General features: G+C 66.3%; 15 protein-coding genes. 10 read left to right on the top strand and 5 right to left on the bottom strand.

All coding sequences use genetic code 11. The features are described from left to right. Window positions 1–3 precede the first annotated feature (3 nt). The 6 genes from ACZY0X_RS23465 (at window position 4) to sthA (ending at window position 7,314) form a co-directional block, all read left to right on the top strand. Complete coding sequence (locus tag ACZY0X_RS23465; protein ID WP_463773833.1) at window positions 4–1,563, top strand: FGGY-family carbohydrate kinase; 1,560 nt, start codon at window positions 4–6, stop codon at window positions 1,561–1,563. Next, on the top strand, window positions 1,563–2,525 hold the full coding sequence (locus tag ACZY0X_RS23460; RefSeq protein WP_463773831.1) for a sugar-binding transcriptional regulator: 963 nt from the start codon (window positions 1,563–1,565) through the stop codon (window positions 2,523–2,525). Before ACZY0X_RS23465 ends, ACZY0X_RS23460 begins: the two co-directional genes overlap by 1 nt. Continuing rightward, on the top strand, window positions 2,515–4,062 hold the full coding sequence (locus ACZY0X_RS23455; protein WP_463773829.1) for a sugar ABC transporter ATP-binding protein: 1,548 nt from the start codon (window positions 2,515–2,517) through the stop codon (window positions 4,060–4,062). The genes ACZY0X_RS23460 and ACZY0X_RS23455 overlap by 11 nt, the downstream gene beginning before the upstream one ends. Then, window positions 4,055–5,062, top strand: coding sequence for an ABC transporter permease (locus tag ACZY0X_RS23450; protein WP_463773827.1), 1,008 nt, complete (start codon window positions 4,055–4,057; stop codon window positions 5,060–5,062). The genes ACZY0X_RS23455 and ACZY0X_RS23450 overlap by 8 nt, the downstream gene beginning before the upstream one ends. A 33-nt stretch (window positions 5,063–5,095) precedes the next feature. Beyond that, window positions 5,096–5,794 (top strand): deoxyribose-phosphate aldolase, encoded by a 699-nt coding sequence (gene deoC / locus ACZY0X_RS23445; RefSeq protein ID WP_463773825.1) that lies wholly within the window; start codon window positions 5,096–5,098, stop codon window positions 5,792–5,794. A gap of 104 nt (window positions 5,795–5,898) precedes the next feature. Then, complete coding sequence (sthA, locus tag ACZY0X_RS23440; RefSeq protein WP_463773824.1) at window positions 5,899–7,314, top strand: Si-specific NAD(P)(+) transhydrogenase; 1,416 nt, start codon at window positions 5,899–5,901, stop codon at window positions 7,312–7,314. On the opposite strand, the gene ACZY0X_RS23435 is transcribed toward sthA, so the two are convergent. After that, the gene (locus ACZY0X_RS23435) at window positions 7,311–8,096 is read right to left on the bottom strand and encodes a trypsin-like serine peptidase (RefSeq protein WP_463773822.1); all 786 of its coding nucleotides are present in this window, start codon (window positions 8,094–8,096) and stop codon (window positions 7,311–7,313) included. The genes sthA and ACZY0X_RS23435 overlap by 4 nt on opposite strands. Before the next feature lie 161 nt (window positions 8,097–8,257). Here ACZY0X_RS23435 and ACZY0X_RS23430 point away from each other — a divergent pair, with 161 nt between their 5' ends. From ACZY0X_RS23430 to ACZY0X_RS23420, 3 genes are read left to right on the top strand one after another with little or no spacing between them, the layout of a single operon-like run. Beyond that, window positions 8,258–9,235, top strand: coding sequence for a proteasome assembly chaperone family protein (locus ACZY0X_RS23430; protein WP_463773821.1), 978 nt, complete (start codon window positions 8,258–8,260; stop codon window positions 9,233–9,235). A gap of 24 nt (window positions 9,236–9,259) precedes the next feature. After that, complete coding sequence (locus ACZY0X_RS23425) at window positions 9,260–10,285, top strand: alpha/beta fold hydrolase (RefSeq protein ID WP_463773819.1); 1,026 nt, start codon at window positions 9,260–9,262, stop codon at window positions 10,283–10,285. A 48-nt stretch (window positions 10,286–10,333) separates the two neighbouring features. Beyond that, the gene (locus tag ACZY0X_RS23420; RefSeq protein ID WP_463773817.1) at window positions 10,334–11,032 is read left to right on the top strand and encodes a PhzF family phenazine biosynthesis protein; all 699 of its coding nucleotides are present in this window, start codon (window positions 10,334–10,336) and stop codon (window positions 11,030–11,032) included. A 13-nt stretch (window positions 11,033–11,045) separates the two neighbouring features. Here the strand turns inward: ACZY0X_RS23420 and nrdR are convergent, their stop codons facing one another. Together nrdR and ACZY0X_RS23410 are read right to left on the bottom strand one after the other, a co-directional pair. Beyond that, window positions 11,046–11,510, bottom strand: coding sequence for a transcriptional regulator NrdR (gene nrdR / locus ACZY0X_RS23415; protein ID WP_463773816.1), 465 nt, complete (start codon window positions 11,508–11,510; stop codon window positions 11,046–11,048). A 95-nt stretch (window positions 11,511–11,605) separates the two neighbouring features. Then, the gene (locus tag ACZY0X_RS23410; protein ID WP_463773814.1) at window positions 11,606–12,052 is read right to left on the bottom strand and encodes a LysM peptidoglycan-binding domain-containing protein; all 447 of its coding nucleotides are present in this window, start codon (window positions 12,050–12,052) and stop codon (window positions 11,606–11,608) included. Between the two features lie 208 nt (window positions 12,053–12,260). Here ACZY0X_RS23410 and lexA point away from each other — a divergent pair, with 208 nt between their 5' ends. Further along, window positions 12,261–12,959 carry a transcriptional repressor LexA gene (gene lexA / locus ACZY0X_RS23405; RefSeq protein ID WP_241399532.1) on the top strand — a complete coding sequence of 233 codons (699 nt, stop codon included), beginning with the start codon at window positions 12,261–12,263 and terminating at the stop codon, window positions 12,957–12,959. Between the two features lie 15 nt (window positions 12,960–12,974). Here the strand turns inward: lexA and ACZY0X_RS23400 are convergent, their stop codons facing one another. Further along, window positions 12,975–15,095, bottom strand: a complete 2,121-nt coding sequence (locus ACZY0X_RS23400; RefSeq protein WP_463773812.1) for an LGFP repeat-containing protein — start codon at window positions 15,093–15,095, stop codon at window positions 12,975–12,977. 159 nt (window positions 15,096–15,254) lie between these two features. Continuing rightward, window positions 15,255–16,427, bottom strand: a complete 1,173-nt coding sequence (locus ACZY0X_RS23395; RefSeq protein ID WP_241399534.1) for an acyl-CoA dehydrogenase family protein — start codon at window positions 16,425–16,427, stop codon at window positions 15,255–15,257. Window positions 16,428–16,463 lie beyond the last annotated feature (36 nt).

Raw genomic sequence — 16,463 nt, 5'->3', positions numbered from 1 at the left:
GTCATGGGAATTCTTCTGTCGATCGACCTCGGCACCGAAGGCGCACGCATCGGTGCGTTCACCGAGGACGGCACCCCGTTGGGCACGGCCCACCGCCCGTACTCGACTCACCACCCCAGGCCGGGGTGGGCCGAGCAGGATCCGCGGGACTGGTGGGCCGCGATCACCGCCGCAACCCGTGAATTGCTGGGCAATGACCCGTGTCGGGCAGCCGGCCAGGTCATCGCCATCGCCGCGTCGACAACCGCCTCAACGGTGGCCGTTGTCGACGCGGCCGGAACACCGCTACGCCCGGCGATCCTCTGGATGGACGCGCGCGGTGCGGCGGAATCGGAGCGAACCGCACAACTGAGCGGGCAGCATCCGATCCTCGACTGGTCGGGCGGATCCGATGCCGCGGAATGGCTACTGCCCAAGGCGATGTGGCTCAAGAGTCACGATCCCGACGCGTACCGATCGGCCGCGCGCATCGTGGAGGCCGTCGACTACATCACGTTCCGGCTGACCGGCCGATGGGTCGGTTCGCAGATGAACGCCGTGTGCAAGTACAACTACGACTCCATCGCCGGGCGTTTCCCCGTGGAACTCTATGCCGCGCTGGGCATGGAGGACCTCGTCGGCAAGCTGCCTGATGAGATCGTCGAGGTCGGCGGTGTCGCGGGCACCCTCACCGAGAGCGCGGCTGCCGATCTGGGCATCCACGATAAAGCGATTGTGGCCGTGGGCGGTATCGATGCGCACGTGTCTCTGCTGGCCTGTGGGGGCAAGGTGGACGGGCTCGTCTCCATCGTGTCCGGCACGTCGTCGGCCATCGTCACCGAAGTGGACGAACCGACCACCTCCAACGAGGTGTGGGGCCCCTACCCCGACGCGTTGAATCACGGTAAGTGGCTGGTCGAGGGCGGTCAGGTCACCAGCGGTTCGGTTCTCAAGTGGACTGGTGAGTCCATCATGGGCGTACGCCGCGAGGATCTTCCGGCGCTCATTGATCAGGCGAGCGCGGTTGACCCGGGTGCGCATGGTCTGCGAGCCCTCGATTACTTCATGGGCAACCGCACGCCACACCGGGAGGCCCGCCTGCGTGGTGCCGTAGTCGGGCTCACCCTGGGGACGACGAAAGCGGAACTTTACCGGGCGATGGTCGAAGCCGTCGCGTGCGGGACCCGCAGTGTTGTCGACTCATTCGAGCGGTCCGGGGTGCCCTGCGAACGGCTCGTCTTCTCCGGTGGCATCGAGCGGAACTCGTTGTGGCAGCAGGTGACGATCGACGTGCTCGGCCGACCCGCCGAACTGGTGATCGGCGAGAACCTCACGCTGAGGGCCTGTGCGGTGATCGCGGCGACCGCCGCCGGGATCGTTCCGAGCCTGCGCGCCGGATCCCAACTGTTCGCCCCTCGGGTCCGGATGCTGGAACCCGACCCGAAGCGAATAGCGGTCTATGACAAGACCTTTGACGACTATCAGCGGCTGACCGCCGCGCTGCGCCCGATCATGTGTGACACCGCCGACGGCGGTTCTGGCGCAGGCGTGGCCGCGCGCCGCGCGTTCCGGGTGATGCGCTGATGAGCGCGGCCGCTGACGAGAGCCACACGGGCCTGCTGCTCTATGTTGCGCAGTGCTACTACGAGCAGGGCCGCACCCAGGAGGACATCGGGTCCGAGCTTCACCTGACCCGATGGAAGGTGGGACGACTGCTCGACGAGGCCCGCGGGGTGGGCCTGGTACAGATCAGGATCGTGCACCCGCAGGCGCGCCGCACAGACCTCGAAGTCGCGATGCGCAGCCGGTTCGGACTACGCGAGTGCGTGGTGGTGCCGGGCCCCGACAACCGCGACCCGGACAGCGAGCACGTCGCCGCGGCCGCCGCCAACTACCTGAAGTCAAACTCGTCGTGGATCACCACCCTGGGCGTCTCCTGGGGCAACACTCTGCAGCAAGTAGCCGCGGTGCTGCCCGACGGATGGACACGCGGTATCGAGGTCATTCAGGCCAACGGCGGGGTCAGCCGATCCGTGCATCCCACGAAGGCGGCCAACATCGTGACAAGCATCGCCCATAGCGGAAATGGCCGGGCCACCCTGTTGCCGGTACCGGCAATTGTCGAGCGAATCGAAACGCGTGATGCGCTCTACACCGAGGGTTTCGTAGAGGACGTGCTGTCCCGCGCCCGTAAGGCAGAGGCGCTCCTGTTCTCACTGGGGGCGCTCGGCCCGACGTCAGTCCTCGTCGAGTCCGGTGCAGTCACGCCTGCCGAACTCGCCCAACTCGACGCGGCCGGCGCCTGCGGAGACATCCTCGCCCACTACATCACCACCACCGGTGATATCGCCTACCACGATATCGACAGGCGAACAGTCGGTCTCAGCCTCGACGACGTCAAGAACGCCAACTGCGCGATCGCGGTGGCAGCGGGAACACACAAGGTCCCCGTCATCAACGGCGCCCTGACCAGCGGGCTGTGCTCGGTCCTCATCACCGACGAACCCACGGCACTCGCCGTGCTGGAGCACCGATATGACAAATAGCCACACCATCAGTTCGACACCGCCGGACCAGGTTGTCGACGCCGAGCGAGTCACCGCACTGCGGATGGCCGATATCGTGAAATCGTTTCCGGGAACAAGGGCGTGCGATGGCGCGAGCCTCGAGGTCGCCAGGGGCGAAGTGCACTGCCTGCTCGGCGAGAACGGTGCCGGCAAAAGCACCCTCATGAAGATTCTGTCCGGCTCCTATACGCCGGATTCGGGAACGATCACTCTCGGCGGCGAGGACGTCACGTTCACCTCCCCCATCGATGGTGTCCGGGCCGGGATCAACACGATCTACCAGGAATTGGACCTCGTCCCGGACATGACCGTGGCACAGAACCTGTTCCTGGGCCACGAACCGCTGCGCGGCCCGTTCGTCGCACGCCGGGAACGAGATCGCCTGGCAGCCGAGGCGATCACCCGGGTCGGCGGTGGCTTCGCACCGTCGGATGTGGTGGCCAATCTGTCTGTGTCCGATCAGCAACTCACGGCGATCGCGAAGGCACTCACCACCGATGCCCGCGTCATCATCATGGATGAGCCCAGCGCCACGCTCACCGATCACGATCTCGCTGAGGTGTTCCGCGTCATCCGCGAACTCACCGCCGCGGGCAAGTCCGTGATCTACATTTCCCACCGCCTCGACGAGGTGAAGGAGATCGGTGACCGCGCTACCGTGATGCGCGACGGCGCCACCGTCGGCGTCTTCGACGTCGCGACGGTGACCAAGGACGAACTGGTCGAGGCAATGATCGGCCGTGGCCTGCAACCCCACACGCCGCGCCCAGCCCGCCCGGACGGCGAGAGAGCCGAACTGCTCGAGATCCGCCGCGCCACCATCCCCGGAGTGATCGACGTATCGGGCATCGCTGTCCGGCGCGGGGAGATCGTCGGGCTGGCGGGGTTGGGCGGCGCCGGCCGTTCCACGCTGTTGGCGACCCTGTTCGGCGACAGGCGTGGCATGCTCGACCTGACTCTGAGTGGCTCCCGCATCACCCGGCAGACCCCCCGGGGCGCTGTCTTGGCCGGAATCGGCCTGGTCCCCGAGGATCGCAAGAGCCAAGGTCTGTTCCTCGAGCAGTCGATCCTGCGTAACGCCGGCATCGCGGCGTTGGCGCCGTTCGGCATCAACCCCATGAAAGCTGTTAGACGGCTGTGCACGCCGCCACTGCGGCGCCTCGGTGTCAAGTTCTCCAGCATTGATCAGCCTGTCGGTGAGCTCTCCGGCGGTAATCAGCAGAAGGTTGTGCTGGCCAAGTGGATGGCCCGCGGAATTGACCTGCTACTGCTCGATGAACCCACCCGCGGATTGGACATCGGCGCGAAAGCCGATCTGTTCGAACAGGTTCAGGCGCTGGCCGAGGCCGGTGTGGGCGTGTTGATGGCCTCCAGCGAGCTGAGCGAACTCACCGAGAACTGCGATCTGATCTGGGTCATGCACGAGGGCAGGAACATCGCGGCATACGACCCGAGAACCACATCGTCGGCGGACATCGCCCGCTGCGTTGTCACAGGAGGAAACGACCTTGACTGACCTCATTCAGAGCCCCACTCCGCACGCGCCGTCCACCACAGCTGGTACCGCGCGCACACGTCGCCAGAACATCATCGTGCGGTTCAATCTGCTGTTCATCTTCGCTGCATTGTTCGTCGTCGCATCCGTCACCGCCCCGCAGTTCCTCACCTCACAGAACCTGGCGAACCTGCTCCAGCAATCCAGCCTCACCGGCATCGTCGCGATAGGCATGACTGTCGTGATTCTCACCTCTGGCATAGACCTGTCGGTGGGAAGCGTTGCGGCACTGTCGGGAATGCTGGTCGCGATCCTCATAGGCCTGGGGGTCGCCTGGCCCATCGCCATGCTGTTGGCCATCGCGAGCGGGCTGGTGCTCGGCGGGATCATGGGTGGATTGACGGCCTACCTAGCCTTGCCGGCGTTCATGATCACGCTGGCCGGGATGCAGAGCATCCGCGGTCTCACCTTCCTGACCACCAACGGCACACCCACAACCGCCGAGATTCCGATCGGCCTGCGGTTCTTAGGCGCAGGAACCATCGCCGGCATTCCGGTCGTCGGGCTGATCTTTGTCATCACCACAGTGATCGTGGGTCTGGTTCTGCGCCGCACGACCTTCGGTGAACACATCTACGCGGTCGGCAGCAACGCCAAGGCGGCACGGCTATCCGGGCTGCCGGTACAGCGCATAACCACTGCGGCGTATGTGATCTGCGGCGGATTGGCTGCGCTGGTCGGTGTGCTGCTCACCGCACGGCTCACCATCGGTCAACCCACGGCCAACACCGGGCTGGAACTGGACGCCATCGCTGCGGTGGTGTTGGGAGGGACCAGCCTGTTCGGCGGAAAGGGCGGTGTGATGGGCACATTCATCGCTGTGCTGCTGCTGTCGGTGCTGCGCAATCTCTTCAACCTGCTGGGGCTGAGTTCGTTCTTCCAGATGCTTGTGACCGGGCTCATCCTGATCGCGGCGCTGATCATGAACTACGTCCTCGACCGTCAGACCAAGACCGCCTGAAACCCAGGCAACAACAGAAGGGCTTCGAATCCGATGACTACCGACACACAGCTGACCACCACTGCGGTCGCCGCAATGATCGACCACACCCTGCTCAAGCCGGAGGCGACCGCGGCCGACGTGGAGGCGCTGATCGCCGAGGCAGTGGCACTGGGCACGTACTCGGTGTGCGTGTCACCATCGATGCTACCGATCAGCGTCCCTTCCGACTCGGGCCTGAAAGTCGCAGTGGTGTGCGGCTTTCCGAGCGGGAAGCACAGCTCTGCGGTCAAGGCTGCCGAGGCCGCCGAAGCAGTGCGCCTCGGCGCGGACGAGATCGACATGGTGATCGACATCGGGGTGGCGAAGGAGGGCTTGTTCGACCGCGTCGAGGCCGATATCGCAGCGGTGCGCGTCGCCACGCCGGCGCCGACGGTACTGAAGGTGATCATCGAGTCGGCCGCGTTGACCGACGACGAGATCGTCGGGGTGTGCCGTGCAGCCCTGGCAGCGCGCGCCGACTTCGTCAAGACCTCAACGGGTTTCCATCCGGCCGGCGGTGCCAGCACTCACGCGGTCGAGCTGATGTACCGCACCGTCCACGGCGGTGGACTCGCGGTGAAGGCATCCGGCGGTGTGCGCACCCTCGAGCAGGCACAGGCGATGATCGCGGCGGGCGCAACACGGCTCGGCGTGTCGGGATCGAGAGCCCTGCTCAGCACGTCTGGTCCCGAGGTGGCATCCGACTACTGACAGGCTTCCCATCGGGAAGAAACTGTGGCCCGTGGGGACGGTGTTCACCCGGTATTGACGCCGTCGGCATGCAGGGTTGAGGCAAGCGGCGTAGGACTACACCCATGGGTTCCTCGCAGGAGTACGACCTCGTCGTCATCGGATCCGGTCCCGGCGGCCAGAAGGCTGCCATCGCGGCGGCCAAGCTCGGCAAGTCGGTCGCGGTGATCGAGCGAGGCCGGATGCTCGGCGGCGTCTGCGTGAACACCGGCACGATCCCGTCGAAGACGTTGCGCGAGGCCGTCGTCTACCTCACCGGTATGAGCCAGCGCGAGCTGTACGGCGACAGCTATCGCGTCAAGGACAAGATCACCCCCGCCGACCTGCTGGCCCGCACACAGCACGTGATCGGCAAGGAGGTCGACGTCGTGCGCGCTCAGCTGATGCGCAACCGCGTCGAGTTGTACGTCGGGCACGCCCGCTTCGTCGACGACCACTCCATCCTGATCGAGGACCCGTCGCGGGCCGAGCGAATCACCGTCTCGGGCCGACACATCGTCATCGCCACCGGCACCAAGCCGGCCCGGCCCCCCGGCGTCGAGTTCGACGAGGATCGCGTCCTGGACTCTGACGGGATCCTGGACCTCAAAACCATTCCGACCTCGATGGTCGTCGTCGGCGCCGGGGTCATCGGCATCGAGTACGCCTCGATGTTCGCCGCGTTGGGCACCAAGGTCACGGTCGTGGAGAAGCGCGCGGCAATGCTGGAGTTCTGCGACCCGGAGATCGTGGAGTCGCTGCGCTTCCATCTGCGGGATCTGGCGGTCACGTTCCGGTTCGGCGAGGAGGTGACCGCCGTCGACGTCGGCTCTGCCGGCACCGTCACCACCCTGGCCAGCGGCAAGCAGATCCCGGCGGACACCGTCATGTACTCGGCGGGACGGCAGGGACAGACCGATCACCTCGACCTCGACGCGGCCGGTCTGGAGGCCGACGATCGCGGGCGCATCTTCGTCGACGAGAACTACCAGACCAAGGTCGACCACATCTACGCCGTCGGCGACGTCATCGGCTTCCCCGCGCTGGCCGCCACCTCAATGGATCAGGGCCGTCTCGCGGCGTATCACGCGTTCGGCGAGCCGTGTAAGGGCATGACCGAGCTGCAACCGATCGGCATCTACTCCATTCCGGAGGTCTCCTATGTCGGAGCCACCGAGGTGGAACTGACCAAGGACTCGATCCCCTACGAGGTGGGGGTGTCGCGCTACCGCGAACTCGCCCGCGGCCAGATCGCCGGTGACTCCTACGGCATGCTCAAACTGCTCGTCTCGACCGAGGACCTACGCATCCTGGGCGTGCACATCTTCGGTACGTCAGCGACCGAACTGGTGCACATCGGCCAGGCCGTGATGGGCTGCGGCGGCACCGTTGAGTACCTGGTCGACGCCGTCATCAACTACCCGACGTTCTCAGAGGCCTACAAGGTCGCCGCACTGGACGTGATGAACAAGCTCAGGGCACTGAGTCAGTTCCGCGCCTAGCAGCCGTCGTCCAGCATCGTCGGGGCATCGTCACCCTCCCCGCCCGCCTCGGCGCGCTCCAACAGGTGCGCCACGGCAGGTCCGAAGGGCGCCGAGTAGGACACCGCCTCGTCGCAGCCACCACCGTCCAACCCGCCGGTCAGACCCGCGATCGTCGCGCCGGACACCCAGGGCGAGCCACTCGTGCCGTCGGACAGCCCCGTGCAGGGCAACGCGGGGTATCCCCGTTCGGTCGCCGTGGTGGCGGTACTGCACCCGACTGGTCCTCCCCCGATGCCCAGCGCGTAGCCGGTCAGCGTGATCGCCACACCCTGGCGCGGCGCGGAACCGAGCACGAAACCGCCACCCGCTGCCGACTCGACCGAGTCACCGCCAGCCCTGCTCACTCGGGCGATGGCGTAGTCCGCCACCGGGTCCTGATCGGACACCCAGCGAGGGTCCAGGTAGACCGCGTCGATGTGCCAGAAGTCCTCTGGCTCTGCGTCATCGGAGAAACCAGGCACGAAGTAGGCGTCGATCCCGTCGGATATGCAGTGCGCCGCGGTGATGATCAGATCACCGTCCTTGGAGTCGAGCACCGAACCCGAGCAGGTGTGCAGCGTCTGGTTGCCGAGGAACACGGCACCGATGCGCCGGTCCGGTTCGACAGACGCCGCGCTCGCCGCGGTCGCCTCGACTCCGGCCGGATGCGGGGGCACCGCCGGTCGCGGGGACACCGCCCGGTCGGAACACCCCGGCGCCAGCGCCACCAGGGCGGCCAGCGCAAGCATCCGGATCCTCATCTGACGATGGTGCCCGATGTACCTAGGAATTCGCCCAGCACACTGTCGCGTTCATAACGAAGGGTGGGCCTGCGATGGCAGATACCCCAACGTGCGGGACACTAGAGATCACGGAGTGTGGCGGTCCGACCGTCGATGACCCGTGGTGAGGAGGCAAGGCGATGGCCGACAACCCGGAACAGCAGTATCAGCCCGAACAGAACGGGATGTACGAGCTGGAGTTCCCCGCACCACAATTATCGCTGCCCGATGGTCGGGGGCCCGTGATGATTCACGCCCTCGAGGGCTTCTCCGACGCAGGTCACGCCATCCGGTTGGCCGCCACCCACCTCACGGACACTCTCGACACCGAGCTCGTCGCGTCGTTCGCCATCGACGACCTGCTGGACTACCGGTCGCGGCGACCGCTGATGACATTCAAGACCGATCACTTCACCCACTACGAAGATCCCGTGCTGAACCTCTACGCCCTGCACGACAGCGTGGGCACGCCGTTTCTGCTGCTGGCGGGCATGGAGCCCGACCTGAAATGGGAACGGTTCATCGCGGCGGTTCGTCTGCTGGCAGAGCGTCTCGGCGTCCGCAAGGTCATCGGACTGGGCACCATTCCGATGGCCGTGCCGCACACTCGCCCGGTCACCATGACCGCGCACGCCACCGACAAGGAACTGATCGCCGAGCACCAGCCGTGGGTCGGTGAGGTTCAGGTCCCCGCGAGCGTGTCGAATCTGCTCGAGTACCGGATGTCGCAGCACGGGCACGAAGCCCTGGGATTCACCGTGCACGTACCGCACTACCTGGCACAAACGGACTACCCGCCCGCAGCCGAGGCCCTGTTGGCCGAGGTCAGCAGGGCGGCTGCGCTGCAGATTCCGCTCACGGCACTCGGTCAGGCGAGCGCGGAGGTGCACACCAAGATCGCCGAGCAGGTCGAGGCCAGCACCGAGGTCGCTCAAGTGGTTTCTGCGCTGGAGCACCAGTACGATGCTTTCGTCGCTGCTCAGGAGAACCGGTCACTGCTGGCCCGGGACGAAGATCTGCCCAGCGGCGATGAACTGGGCGCGGAATTCGAACGCTTCCTCGCCGAGCAGGCCGGTGACGAGCCCACCGACGGGCGCGACGGACCTGCATCGCCCTGACGGGCCCGACGACGGAGTTGGCGGATGACGACGGACCAGAAGTCCCACCTACGACCCGTGCGTGAAATCGTCCCGACGTTGGAGTACCGCACCATCCACGGATACCGTCGCGCCTTCCGAGTGGCCGGATCCGGTCCCCCGATCCTGCTGATTCACGGCATCGGCGACAACTCCACGACATGGACCACGGTCCAGACCAAGCTCGCGCAGCGGTTCACCGTCATCGCGCCCGACCTGCTGGGTCACGGGAAGTCGGACAAGCCGCGCGCCGACTACTCGGTCGCCGCCTACGCCAACGGCATGCGCGACCTGCTCAGTGTCCTCGACATCGAACGAGTGACAGTGGTCGGTCACTCGTTGGGCGGCGGGGTCGCCATGCAATTCGCCTACCAGTTCCCACAATTGGTGGACCGGCTCATCCTCGTTGGCGCGGGCGGCGTGACCAAGGACGTCAACGTCGCACTGCGCATCGCGTCCCTTCCGATGGGCAGCGAGGCCCTCGCAGCGCTGCGCCTGCCCATGGTGTTGCCCGCCCTGCAACTGGTCGGCCGAGTGGGCGGCGCCCTGTTCGGCAAGACCGGTGTCGGCCGCGACATCCCCAACATGCTGCGCATCCTGGCCGACCTGCCGGAGCCGACGGCGTCATCCGCCTTTGCCCGCACCCTGCGTGCAGTGGTGGACTGGCGGGGCCAGGTGGTCACCATGCTCGACCGATGTTATCTGACCGAATCCGTTCCCGTTCAACTGATCTGGGGATCAAAGGACTCGGTGATCCCCGTGAGTCACGGCCGCATGGCGCACGCGGCGATGCCGGGCTCACAACTCGAGATCTTCGAGGGCTCAGGCCACTTCCCCTTCCACGACGATCCGGACCGCTTCGTTGCGCTCGTGGAGACGTTCATCGACTCGACAGCCCCCGCGACACACGACCAGGAAGCACTTCGGAACCTGCTGCGTACGGGTGTCACCGAGGCCGACTTGACCGGTCCCACCGGCACCCGGGCCGCGGTGCTGGACGCGATGGACACCGACGAGCGCAGCGCCACCTGAGGTCGCAGAGCCGCCCAGTCCGGCCGCCCGACGACGTAGCATCGGCAGATGGCTATCGACGTGACCGTGTTGCGCGTCTTCACCGACTCCGACGGCAATCACGGCAATCCCCTGGGCGTGGTTGACGCCGACCAAGTGCCCCCCTCCGACCGCCAGCGCATCGCCACGCAATTGGGTTACAGCGAAACCATTTTCGTCGGACTGCCGGCACCAGGAGCCACCACCGCCATAGCGCACATCTTCACCCCGACGACCGAGCTTCCGTTCGCGGGGCATCCGACCGTGGGAGCGGGCTGGTGGCTGCGCAACCGCGGGACGCCGGTCAACACGCTGCAGGTGCCCGCCGGGGTGGTGCAGGTCGAGCACCAGTCTGCACCCGACGGTGAGTTCACCACGATCACCGCGCGCGCGGAGTGGGCACCGGAGTTCTCCATTTACGAAATGTCATCGATCGACGAGGTCCTAGCCGCCGATCCAGATGACTACGCCGAGGACGTCGAGCACTACGTGTGGTCGTGGAGCGATCGGGCCGCCGGTGCGATCCGGTCGCGGATGTTCGCCAGCCACTTCGGCATCCCCGAGGACGAGGCCACCGGTTCGGCGGCCGTGCGCATGACGGACTACTTGAGTCGCGATCTCTCCATCACGCAGGGCAAGGGTTCACACATTCGCACGTCCTGGGACGCCCAGGGCTGGGTGAAGGTCGCAGGCCGGGTCGTCGACGACGGCACCAGGCAGATCGACTGACCCGCTCGCCCGGTCAGCTGGAGGGGGCGACCTTGCGGTGCGCGCGCAGCGCCTCGATCTCACGTTCGAAGTCATCGGCCGAGGAGAACGACCGGTACACCGAGGCGAACCGCAGATAGGCCACCTCGTCGAGGTCTCGTAGCGGGCCAAGAATCGCCAGACCGACCTCATTGCTGGCAACCTCGGGTGATCCGGCGGCGCGGACGGTGTCCTCGACCTGCTGAGCCAGCAGGTTCAGCGCGTCGTCGTCGACCTGTCGGCCCTGGCACGCCCGGCGGACGCCCTTGATCACCTTCTCCCGACTGAACGGTTCGGTGACCCCGCTGCGCTTGACGACCGCCAACACGGCGGTCTCGACGGTGGTGAAACGCTTGCCGCACTCCGGGCACGAGCGGCGGCGGCGGATGGCCTGCCCCTCATCGGCCTCACGGGAGTCGACCACTCGAGAGTCAGGGTGACGGCAGAACGGACAGTGCATCACCGCTCCTTCGCCGCCTATGACCAGCCCGGGCAACCCGGTCGCATACGAGCGTACCGTCGCACGGGCGCAGGGTTCACGGCGCACGGCGCACGTCAGCCCACGGGGGCGATAAGCGTCTGCCCGGCATCGACCGCGGCGGAATCCAATTCGTTGAGCTCACGGATCTGATCAACGACCGCACCGGTGGGCGCATCGGGGGCCACGCGACGGGCAAGCTGCTGCAGCGACTCCCCCATTTGCACCTGGACGACGGCCAGCTGGCCCGGCACGGGCTGGGGCACCTCGGGCGGGGCGCCGAACTGGGCCACTAGTCCGAGCCACACCGTGATGCCGGCTGCCATCAGCGCCAGCAGCACCGTCGTGACCGGTGTGATGGGCTTGCGGCGGTGCGAAGCCCGCGACATCAGAACGCCGGTGCCGCGGTACCGCAGCGGCTCCGCGGCCGGCCGACGGCGTTGCGGACCCCGCGACACATCGGGACGTCGCCGCACCGGGCGAGCGATGAGATCGGTCGGGTTCTCCCTGGTGATGATGGTCATCTTCGAGCCTTTCGGTGAAGCGGCGGAGCGTGTGTTCGCTTGTGTGTTCGAAATATAATCGATCAGGTGTTCGATGAATAGAACATGTGATCGAACTGTTGCAAACGATATCGGCGACCACCGACAAGTTCCGGCCATCGCGCGCCGCCTCCGACACGCGTCGAACACATGTTTGATTATCGGAGTTGACAGGACTAGATTCGCCAACATGAGTGACAGCAGCGACACACGAGACGGAAGCGACGACACACCTGTGCGCCGTGACGCCGCGCTGACCGAACGTCAGCGCACCATCCTCGAGGTCATCCGCAATTCGGTCACCACCAGGGGATATCCACCGAGCATCCGAGAGATCGGCGATGCCGTCGGCCTGACCTCGACGTCATCGGTCGCACACCAACTGCGCACGTTGGAGCGCAAGGGCTTCCTACGACGCGACGCCAACCGGCCCCGCGCGGTGGACGTGCGCGGTTCCGACGACATGGTGACCCCGATCGTGACCACCGACGTCGCCGGCTCAGACACGCTGCCCGAACCCACCTTCGTACCCGTTCTCGGCCGGATCGCCGCGGGTGGTCCGATCCTTGCCGAAGAGGCGGTGGAGGACGTCTTCCCCCTGCCGCGCGAACTCGTCGGCGAGGGATCGCTGTTCCTTCTCAAGGTCGTCGGCGAGTCGATGATCGACGCCGCGATCTGTGACGGCGACTGGGTGGTCGTGCGTCAGCAGAATGTGGCCGACAACGGCGACATCGTGGCCGCCATGATCGACGGCGAGGCAACGGTCAAGACGTTCAAGCGCACCCGGGGACAGGTCTGGCTGATGCCGCACAACCCGGTGTTCGACCCGATCCCCGGTAACGACGCGGCCATCCTGGGCAAGGTCGTCACCGTCCTCCGCAAGGTGTGACGGCGGTCAGCCGCGTCAGCCTCTGACGAAGCCGTTCGTCAGAGCGAATTCCTCACTGGCGAACCAAACCTCGGCCTTCACCCGGTCGTACTGCTCCGAGCCGGGTAGCCAGTACAGTCCCGTCTTGGTGTCAGCCTTGATCGGATATCCAGCAGGGGCACCATCACCCTCATCGGAGGCCAGCCGCAACGACGTCTGAGCCGGTGCGGGCTCATCGAGCTGTATGGCCGCATGCCGACCGCTGGGCGGCCCACTAACGGCCTCCGCCTCCTCTGGGCGAGCCTCCTCTGGATGATCCACCGCTGCGGGGTCGACCGCCTCGGCGGCGTCCGCGGCCTCGAGGTCATCGTCGACGGCCTCGGTGTCCTCCCAGACCTCCGAGGCCTCCGAGTCCTCCATGGTCTCCTCGTCGGTGGAGTCGCGCTCCTCGACGACGCTCACAATGAGGTTGGGCTTCGTGTCGATCGCGTCCTGATCGAGGGAGAATCCACCGTCCAACGAACGTGCGGCGGGAACCTCCGGCGGCACGGACGCGGCCGGGGTCGCGGGGCCACCGCCCTCGTCGTCCTTCGGCATCGCCCACGCGCTCAACGGCACGAAGGGCTGCTGCTGGCTGGCCGGTGTCGGGCCTGCTGACGGCATCGGGCCGGACGCGAAGTCGTTGCCCTCGTCGTCGTCATCGTGATCGTGATCGTCGTCGTGATCATGATCGTCACGATCGCCGTCGTCATAGTCGTCGTAGTCGTCGAAGCGGTCTATCGGTGCGCGGTCCTCACCGCGCCGCCGGTTCAGGATCACCGCGACGACCACGGCACCCACCAGGACGAGTACGGGTATGAGGGCGAGTGCCCACCACCACTTCTGATACCACGGCTGCCCGCCGTCATCGCTTGCCGGCCCGGTGGCCTGGGGGGCCCTCGGGGCGTCCTGACCGGGCACCGCGAGACCAGCGAGCGCGTTGGCCAGATTCGGCGGCTCGGTGGAGAACTCGTTGCTCGCACGATCGAACGTGATCGCCCCGTTGGCGAACTTCTGGGTGATCACATCGCCGTTTTCGGTCTGATCTGCGGTCGGCGCACCGAGATCGCCGGTCGCGCCGCCGAGTTTGGCCCAGGCCGCGTTCATCGCGCCGCGCACGATCACAGCGCCGAAGTCCGGCGTCCAGAAGATCACCGGCTCGTCGGGGGCGGCGAACTTCGCGATGCGACTGGCGGGGGCGAGACCACCATCGGCCTCGGAGGCGATCGGGAAGCCGAGGTCACTCGTCGGCCCGCCCACGCTCTCGTACTTCTCCAGCAGCTGGCCTGTGATCACATCGGCGCCGTGGTCGGGGCTGTAGAAGATCTTGCCGCCGCCGAACGCCTGCACCAGATTGCCGTCGCCGACAGGTTGCGGCGGTCCGTCGGGGGCGCCGAGTGGGCCAAGCGGCCCACCCGCGGCGCGCCGCGCCGCATTGATCTCCGACGTCGCGTCGCCCGGGATCTCGAGACCCTTGAGCTGATCGGCCAGCTCCGGCGGGGTGGTCGTGAAGGTCTTGGTGGCCCGGTTCCACGACAGCTCGCCACCGGTGAACTTCTGAGACACCACCTCACCGCGGTAGACCTCGTCCTCCGTCGGCACACCGAGAACACCCGCGGATCCGCCAAGCGCGTCCCACGCCGCGTTGATGGCGCCACGAACCACCCGCGCACCGGTGTCGGGGGTGAAGAAGATGACCGGCTTGTCGACCGCACTGAACGTCGTGTTGCGACTGTCGGGCGCCCGGCCCGCACCCTCATCGATGTTCGGGAAGCCCAGATCACCGTCCGCGGGCCCGCCGAGCGCCAGATACTTGTCCAGAATCGCGCCCTGCATGATGCGCGCACCGGTCTCGGGGGTGAAGTAGATCCGCCCGCCGGCAAAGTTCTGACCGAAGCCAGCGCCGACGGCATAGACGCCACCGTCCTTGGGACCCAAGGTGCCGGTGTCACCACCGTTGGCATCCCAGACCTGTGTGATCGCGGCGTCGGCGTCACCCTCGGGTGTCGCCCACGCGATCGGGGCCATCGGGGCCAACGCCACGACAGCAGCAACCAATACGAGCGCCACACTCGAGCGCCCCACGAACCTGCCCAGCAGGTTTTGCAGCCCAGTCATCGTTCCTCCCCGCGACACACTGAGGGTTCTCTGCAAGTGTCGCGTCCGTCAACCTTGCGTCAGGCGACGTCAATCTTGAGGGATATCCAGGCCGTGGCGTGTAAGTGTCGCGTCACCTGCGCGCCGACTGCGGGCCCCTCGCGCGTCGATTTCGGGCCATCAGACGCCGAGGCTACGGCCGATGATCTCCTTCATGATCTCGGTCGTGCCGCCGTAGATCGTCTGGATCCGGGAGTCCAGGAAGGCGCGTGCCACCGGATACTCGCGCATGTAGCCGTACCCACCGTGCAGTTGCAGGCAGCGGTCATTGAGGCGGACCTGAGCCTCGGTGGAGAACCACTTGGCCATCGCGGCCTGTTCGACGGTCAGCTTCTCCTCGAGGTGCAGTTCGATGAACTGATCGACCATCATCCGGACGACGGTGGCCTCGGTGGACAGCTCGGCGAGCGTGAAACGGGTGTTCTGGAAGCTGCCGATCGGCTTTCCGAACGCCTTGCGTTCCTTGGTGTACTGCAGCGTCTGCTCCAGCACCTCCGCCATGCCCGCAGCGGCCACCACGGCGATGCTGATGCGCTCCTGGGGCAGGTTCTGCATCAGGTAGACGAAGCCCGACCCCTCTTCACCCAGCAGGTTCTCGGCGGGCACCCGCACATCGACAAACGACAGCTCGGCGGTGTCCTGGGCGTCCAAGCCGATCTTGTCGAGGTGGCGGCCGCGCTCGAAGCCCTCCATGCCGCGTTCGACGACCAGCAGCGAGAAGCCCAGCGCGCCCTTGTCGGGGTCAGTGCAGGCCACGACGATGACCAGGTCGGCATGGACGCCGTTGGTGATGAACGTCTTGGCACCGTTCAGGATCCAGCTGCCGTCCTCCTGCTTGACCGCACGGGACTTGATGCCCTGCAGGTCGCTCCCGGTGCCCGGTTCGGTCATCGCGATCGCGGTGATCAGCTCGCCCGAGCAGAAGCCCGGCAGCCAACGCTGCTTCTGCTCCTCGGTGGCCAGCCGCAACAGGTACGGCGCGACGACGTCGTTGTGCAGTGCGAAGCCCAGACCGCTGTAGCGGCCGACGGTGGTCTCCTCGGTGATGACGACGTTGTAGCGGAAGTCCGGGTTTCCGCCGCCGCCGTACTCCTCGGGCACGGACATGCCGAGGAAGCCCTGCTTGCCCGCCTCGAGCCAGATACCGCGGTCGACGATCTTGTCCTTCTCCCACTGTTCGTGGAACGGAGCGACGTGGCGCTCCAGGAAGGCACGAAATGCGTCGCGGAACAGTTCGTGCTCGGGCTCGAACAGCGTGCGCTCGAACTTGATCACCTGACTGGACGCGGCCATGAAGGAACCTCCGGATCGACGGGCTGGAATTGCCCA

The organism is Mycobacterium sp. IDUB_39, assembly GCF_055419205.1.
The sequence above is the reverse complement of the archived record's forward strand: the minus strand, read 5'-3'. Positions and strand labels throughout refer to the sequence as shown.

Coding starts and splice junctions, on each gene's coding strand:
- ACZY0X_RS23465 (WP_463773833.1), top strand. CDS start 4: ATGGGAATTCTTCTGTCGATCGACCTCGGCACCGAAGGCGCACGCATC.
- ACZY0X_RS23460 (WP_463773831.1), top strand. CDS start 1,563: ATGAGCGCGGCCGCTGACGAGAGCCACACGGGCCTGCTGCTCTATGTT.
- ACZY0X_RS23455 (WP_463773829.1), top strand. CDS start 2,515: ATGACAAATAGCCACACCATCAGTTCGACACCGCCGGACCAGGTTGTC.
- deoC (WP_463773825.1), top strand. CDS start 5,096: ATGACTACCGACACACAGCTGACCACCACTGCGGTCGCCGCAATGATC.
- sthA (WP_463773824.1), top strand. CDS start 5,899: ATGGGTTCCTCGCAGGAGTACGACCTCGTCGTCATCGGATCCGGTCCC.
- ACZY0X_RS23435 (WP_463773822.1), bottom strand. CDS start 8,096: ATGAGGATCCGGATGCTTGCGCTGGCCGCCCTGGTGGCGCTGGCGCCG.
- ACZY0X_RS23430 (WP_463773821.1), top strand. CDS start 8,258: ATGGCCGACAACCCGGAACAGCAGTATCAGCCCGAACAGAACGGGATG.
- ACZY0X_RS23425 (WP_463773819.1), top strand. CDS start 9,260: ATGACGACGGACCAGAAGTCCCACCTACGACCCGTGCGTGAAATCGTC.
- ACZY0X_RS23420 (WP_463773817.1), top strand. CDS start 10,334: ATGGCTATCGACGTGACCGTGTTGCGCGTCTTCACCGACTCCGACGGC.
- nrdR (WP_463773816.1), bottom strand. CDS start 11,510: ATGCACTGTCCGTTCTGCCGTCACCCTGACTCTCGAGTGGTCGACTCC.
- ACZY0X_RS23410 (WP_463773814.1), bottom strand. CDS start 12,052: ATGACCATCATCACCAGGGAGAACCCGACCGATCTCATCGCTCGCCCG.
- lexA (WP_241399532.1), top strand. CDS start 12,261: ATGAGTGACAGCAGCGACACACGAGACGGAAGCGACGACACACCTGTG.
- ACZY0X_RS23400 (WP_463773812.1), bottom strand. CDS start 15,095: ATGACTGGGCTGCAAAACCTGCTGGGCAGGTTCGTGGGGCGCTCGAGT.
- ACZY0X_RS23395 (WP_241399534.1), bottom strand. CDS start 16,427: ATGGCCGCGTCCAGTCAGGTGATCAAGTTCGAGCGCACGCTGTTCGAG.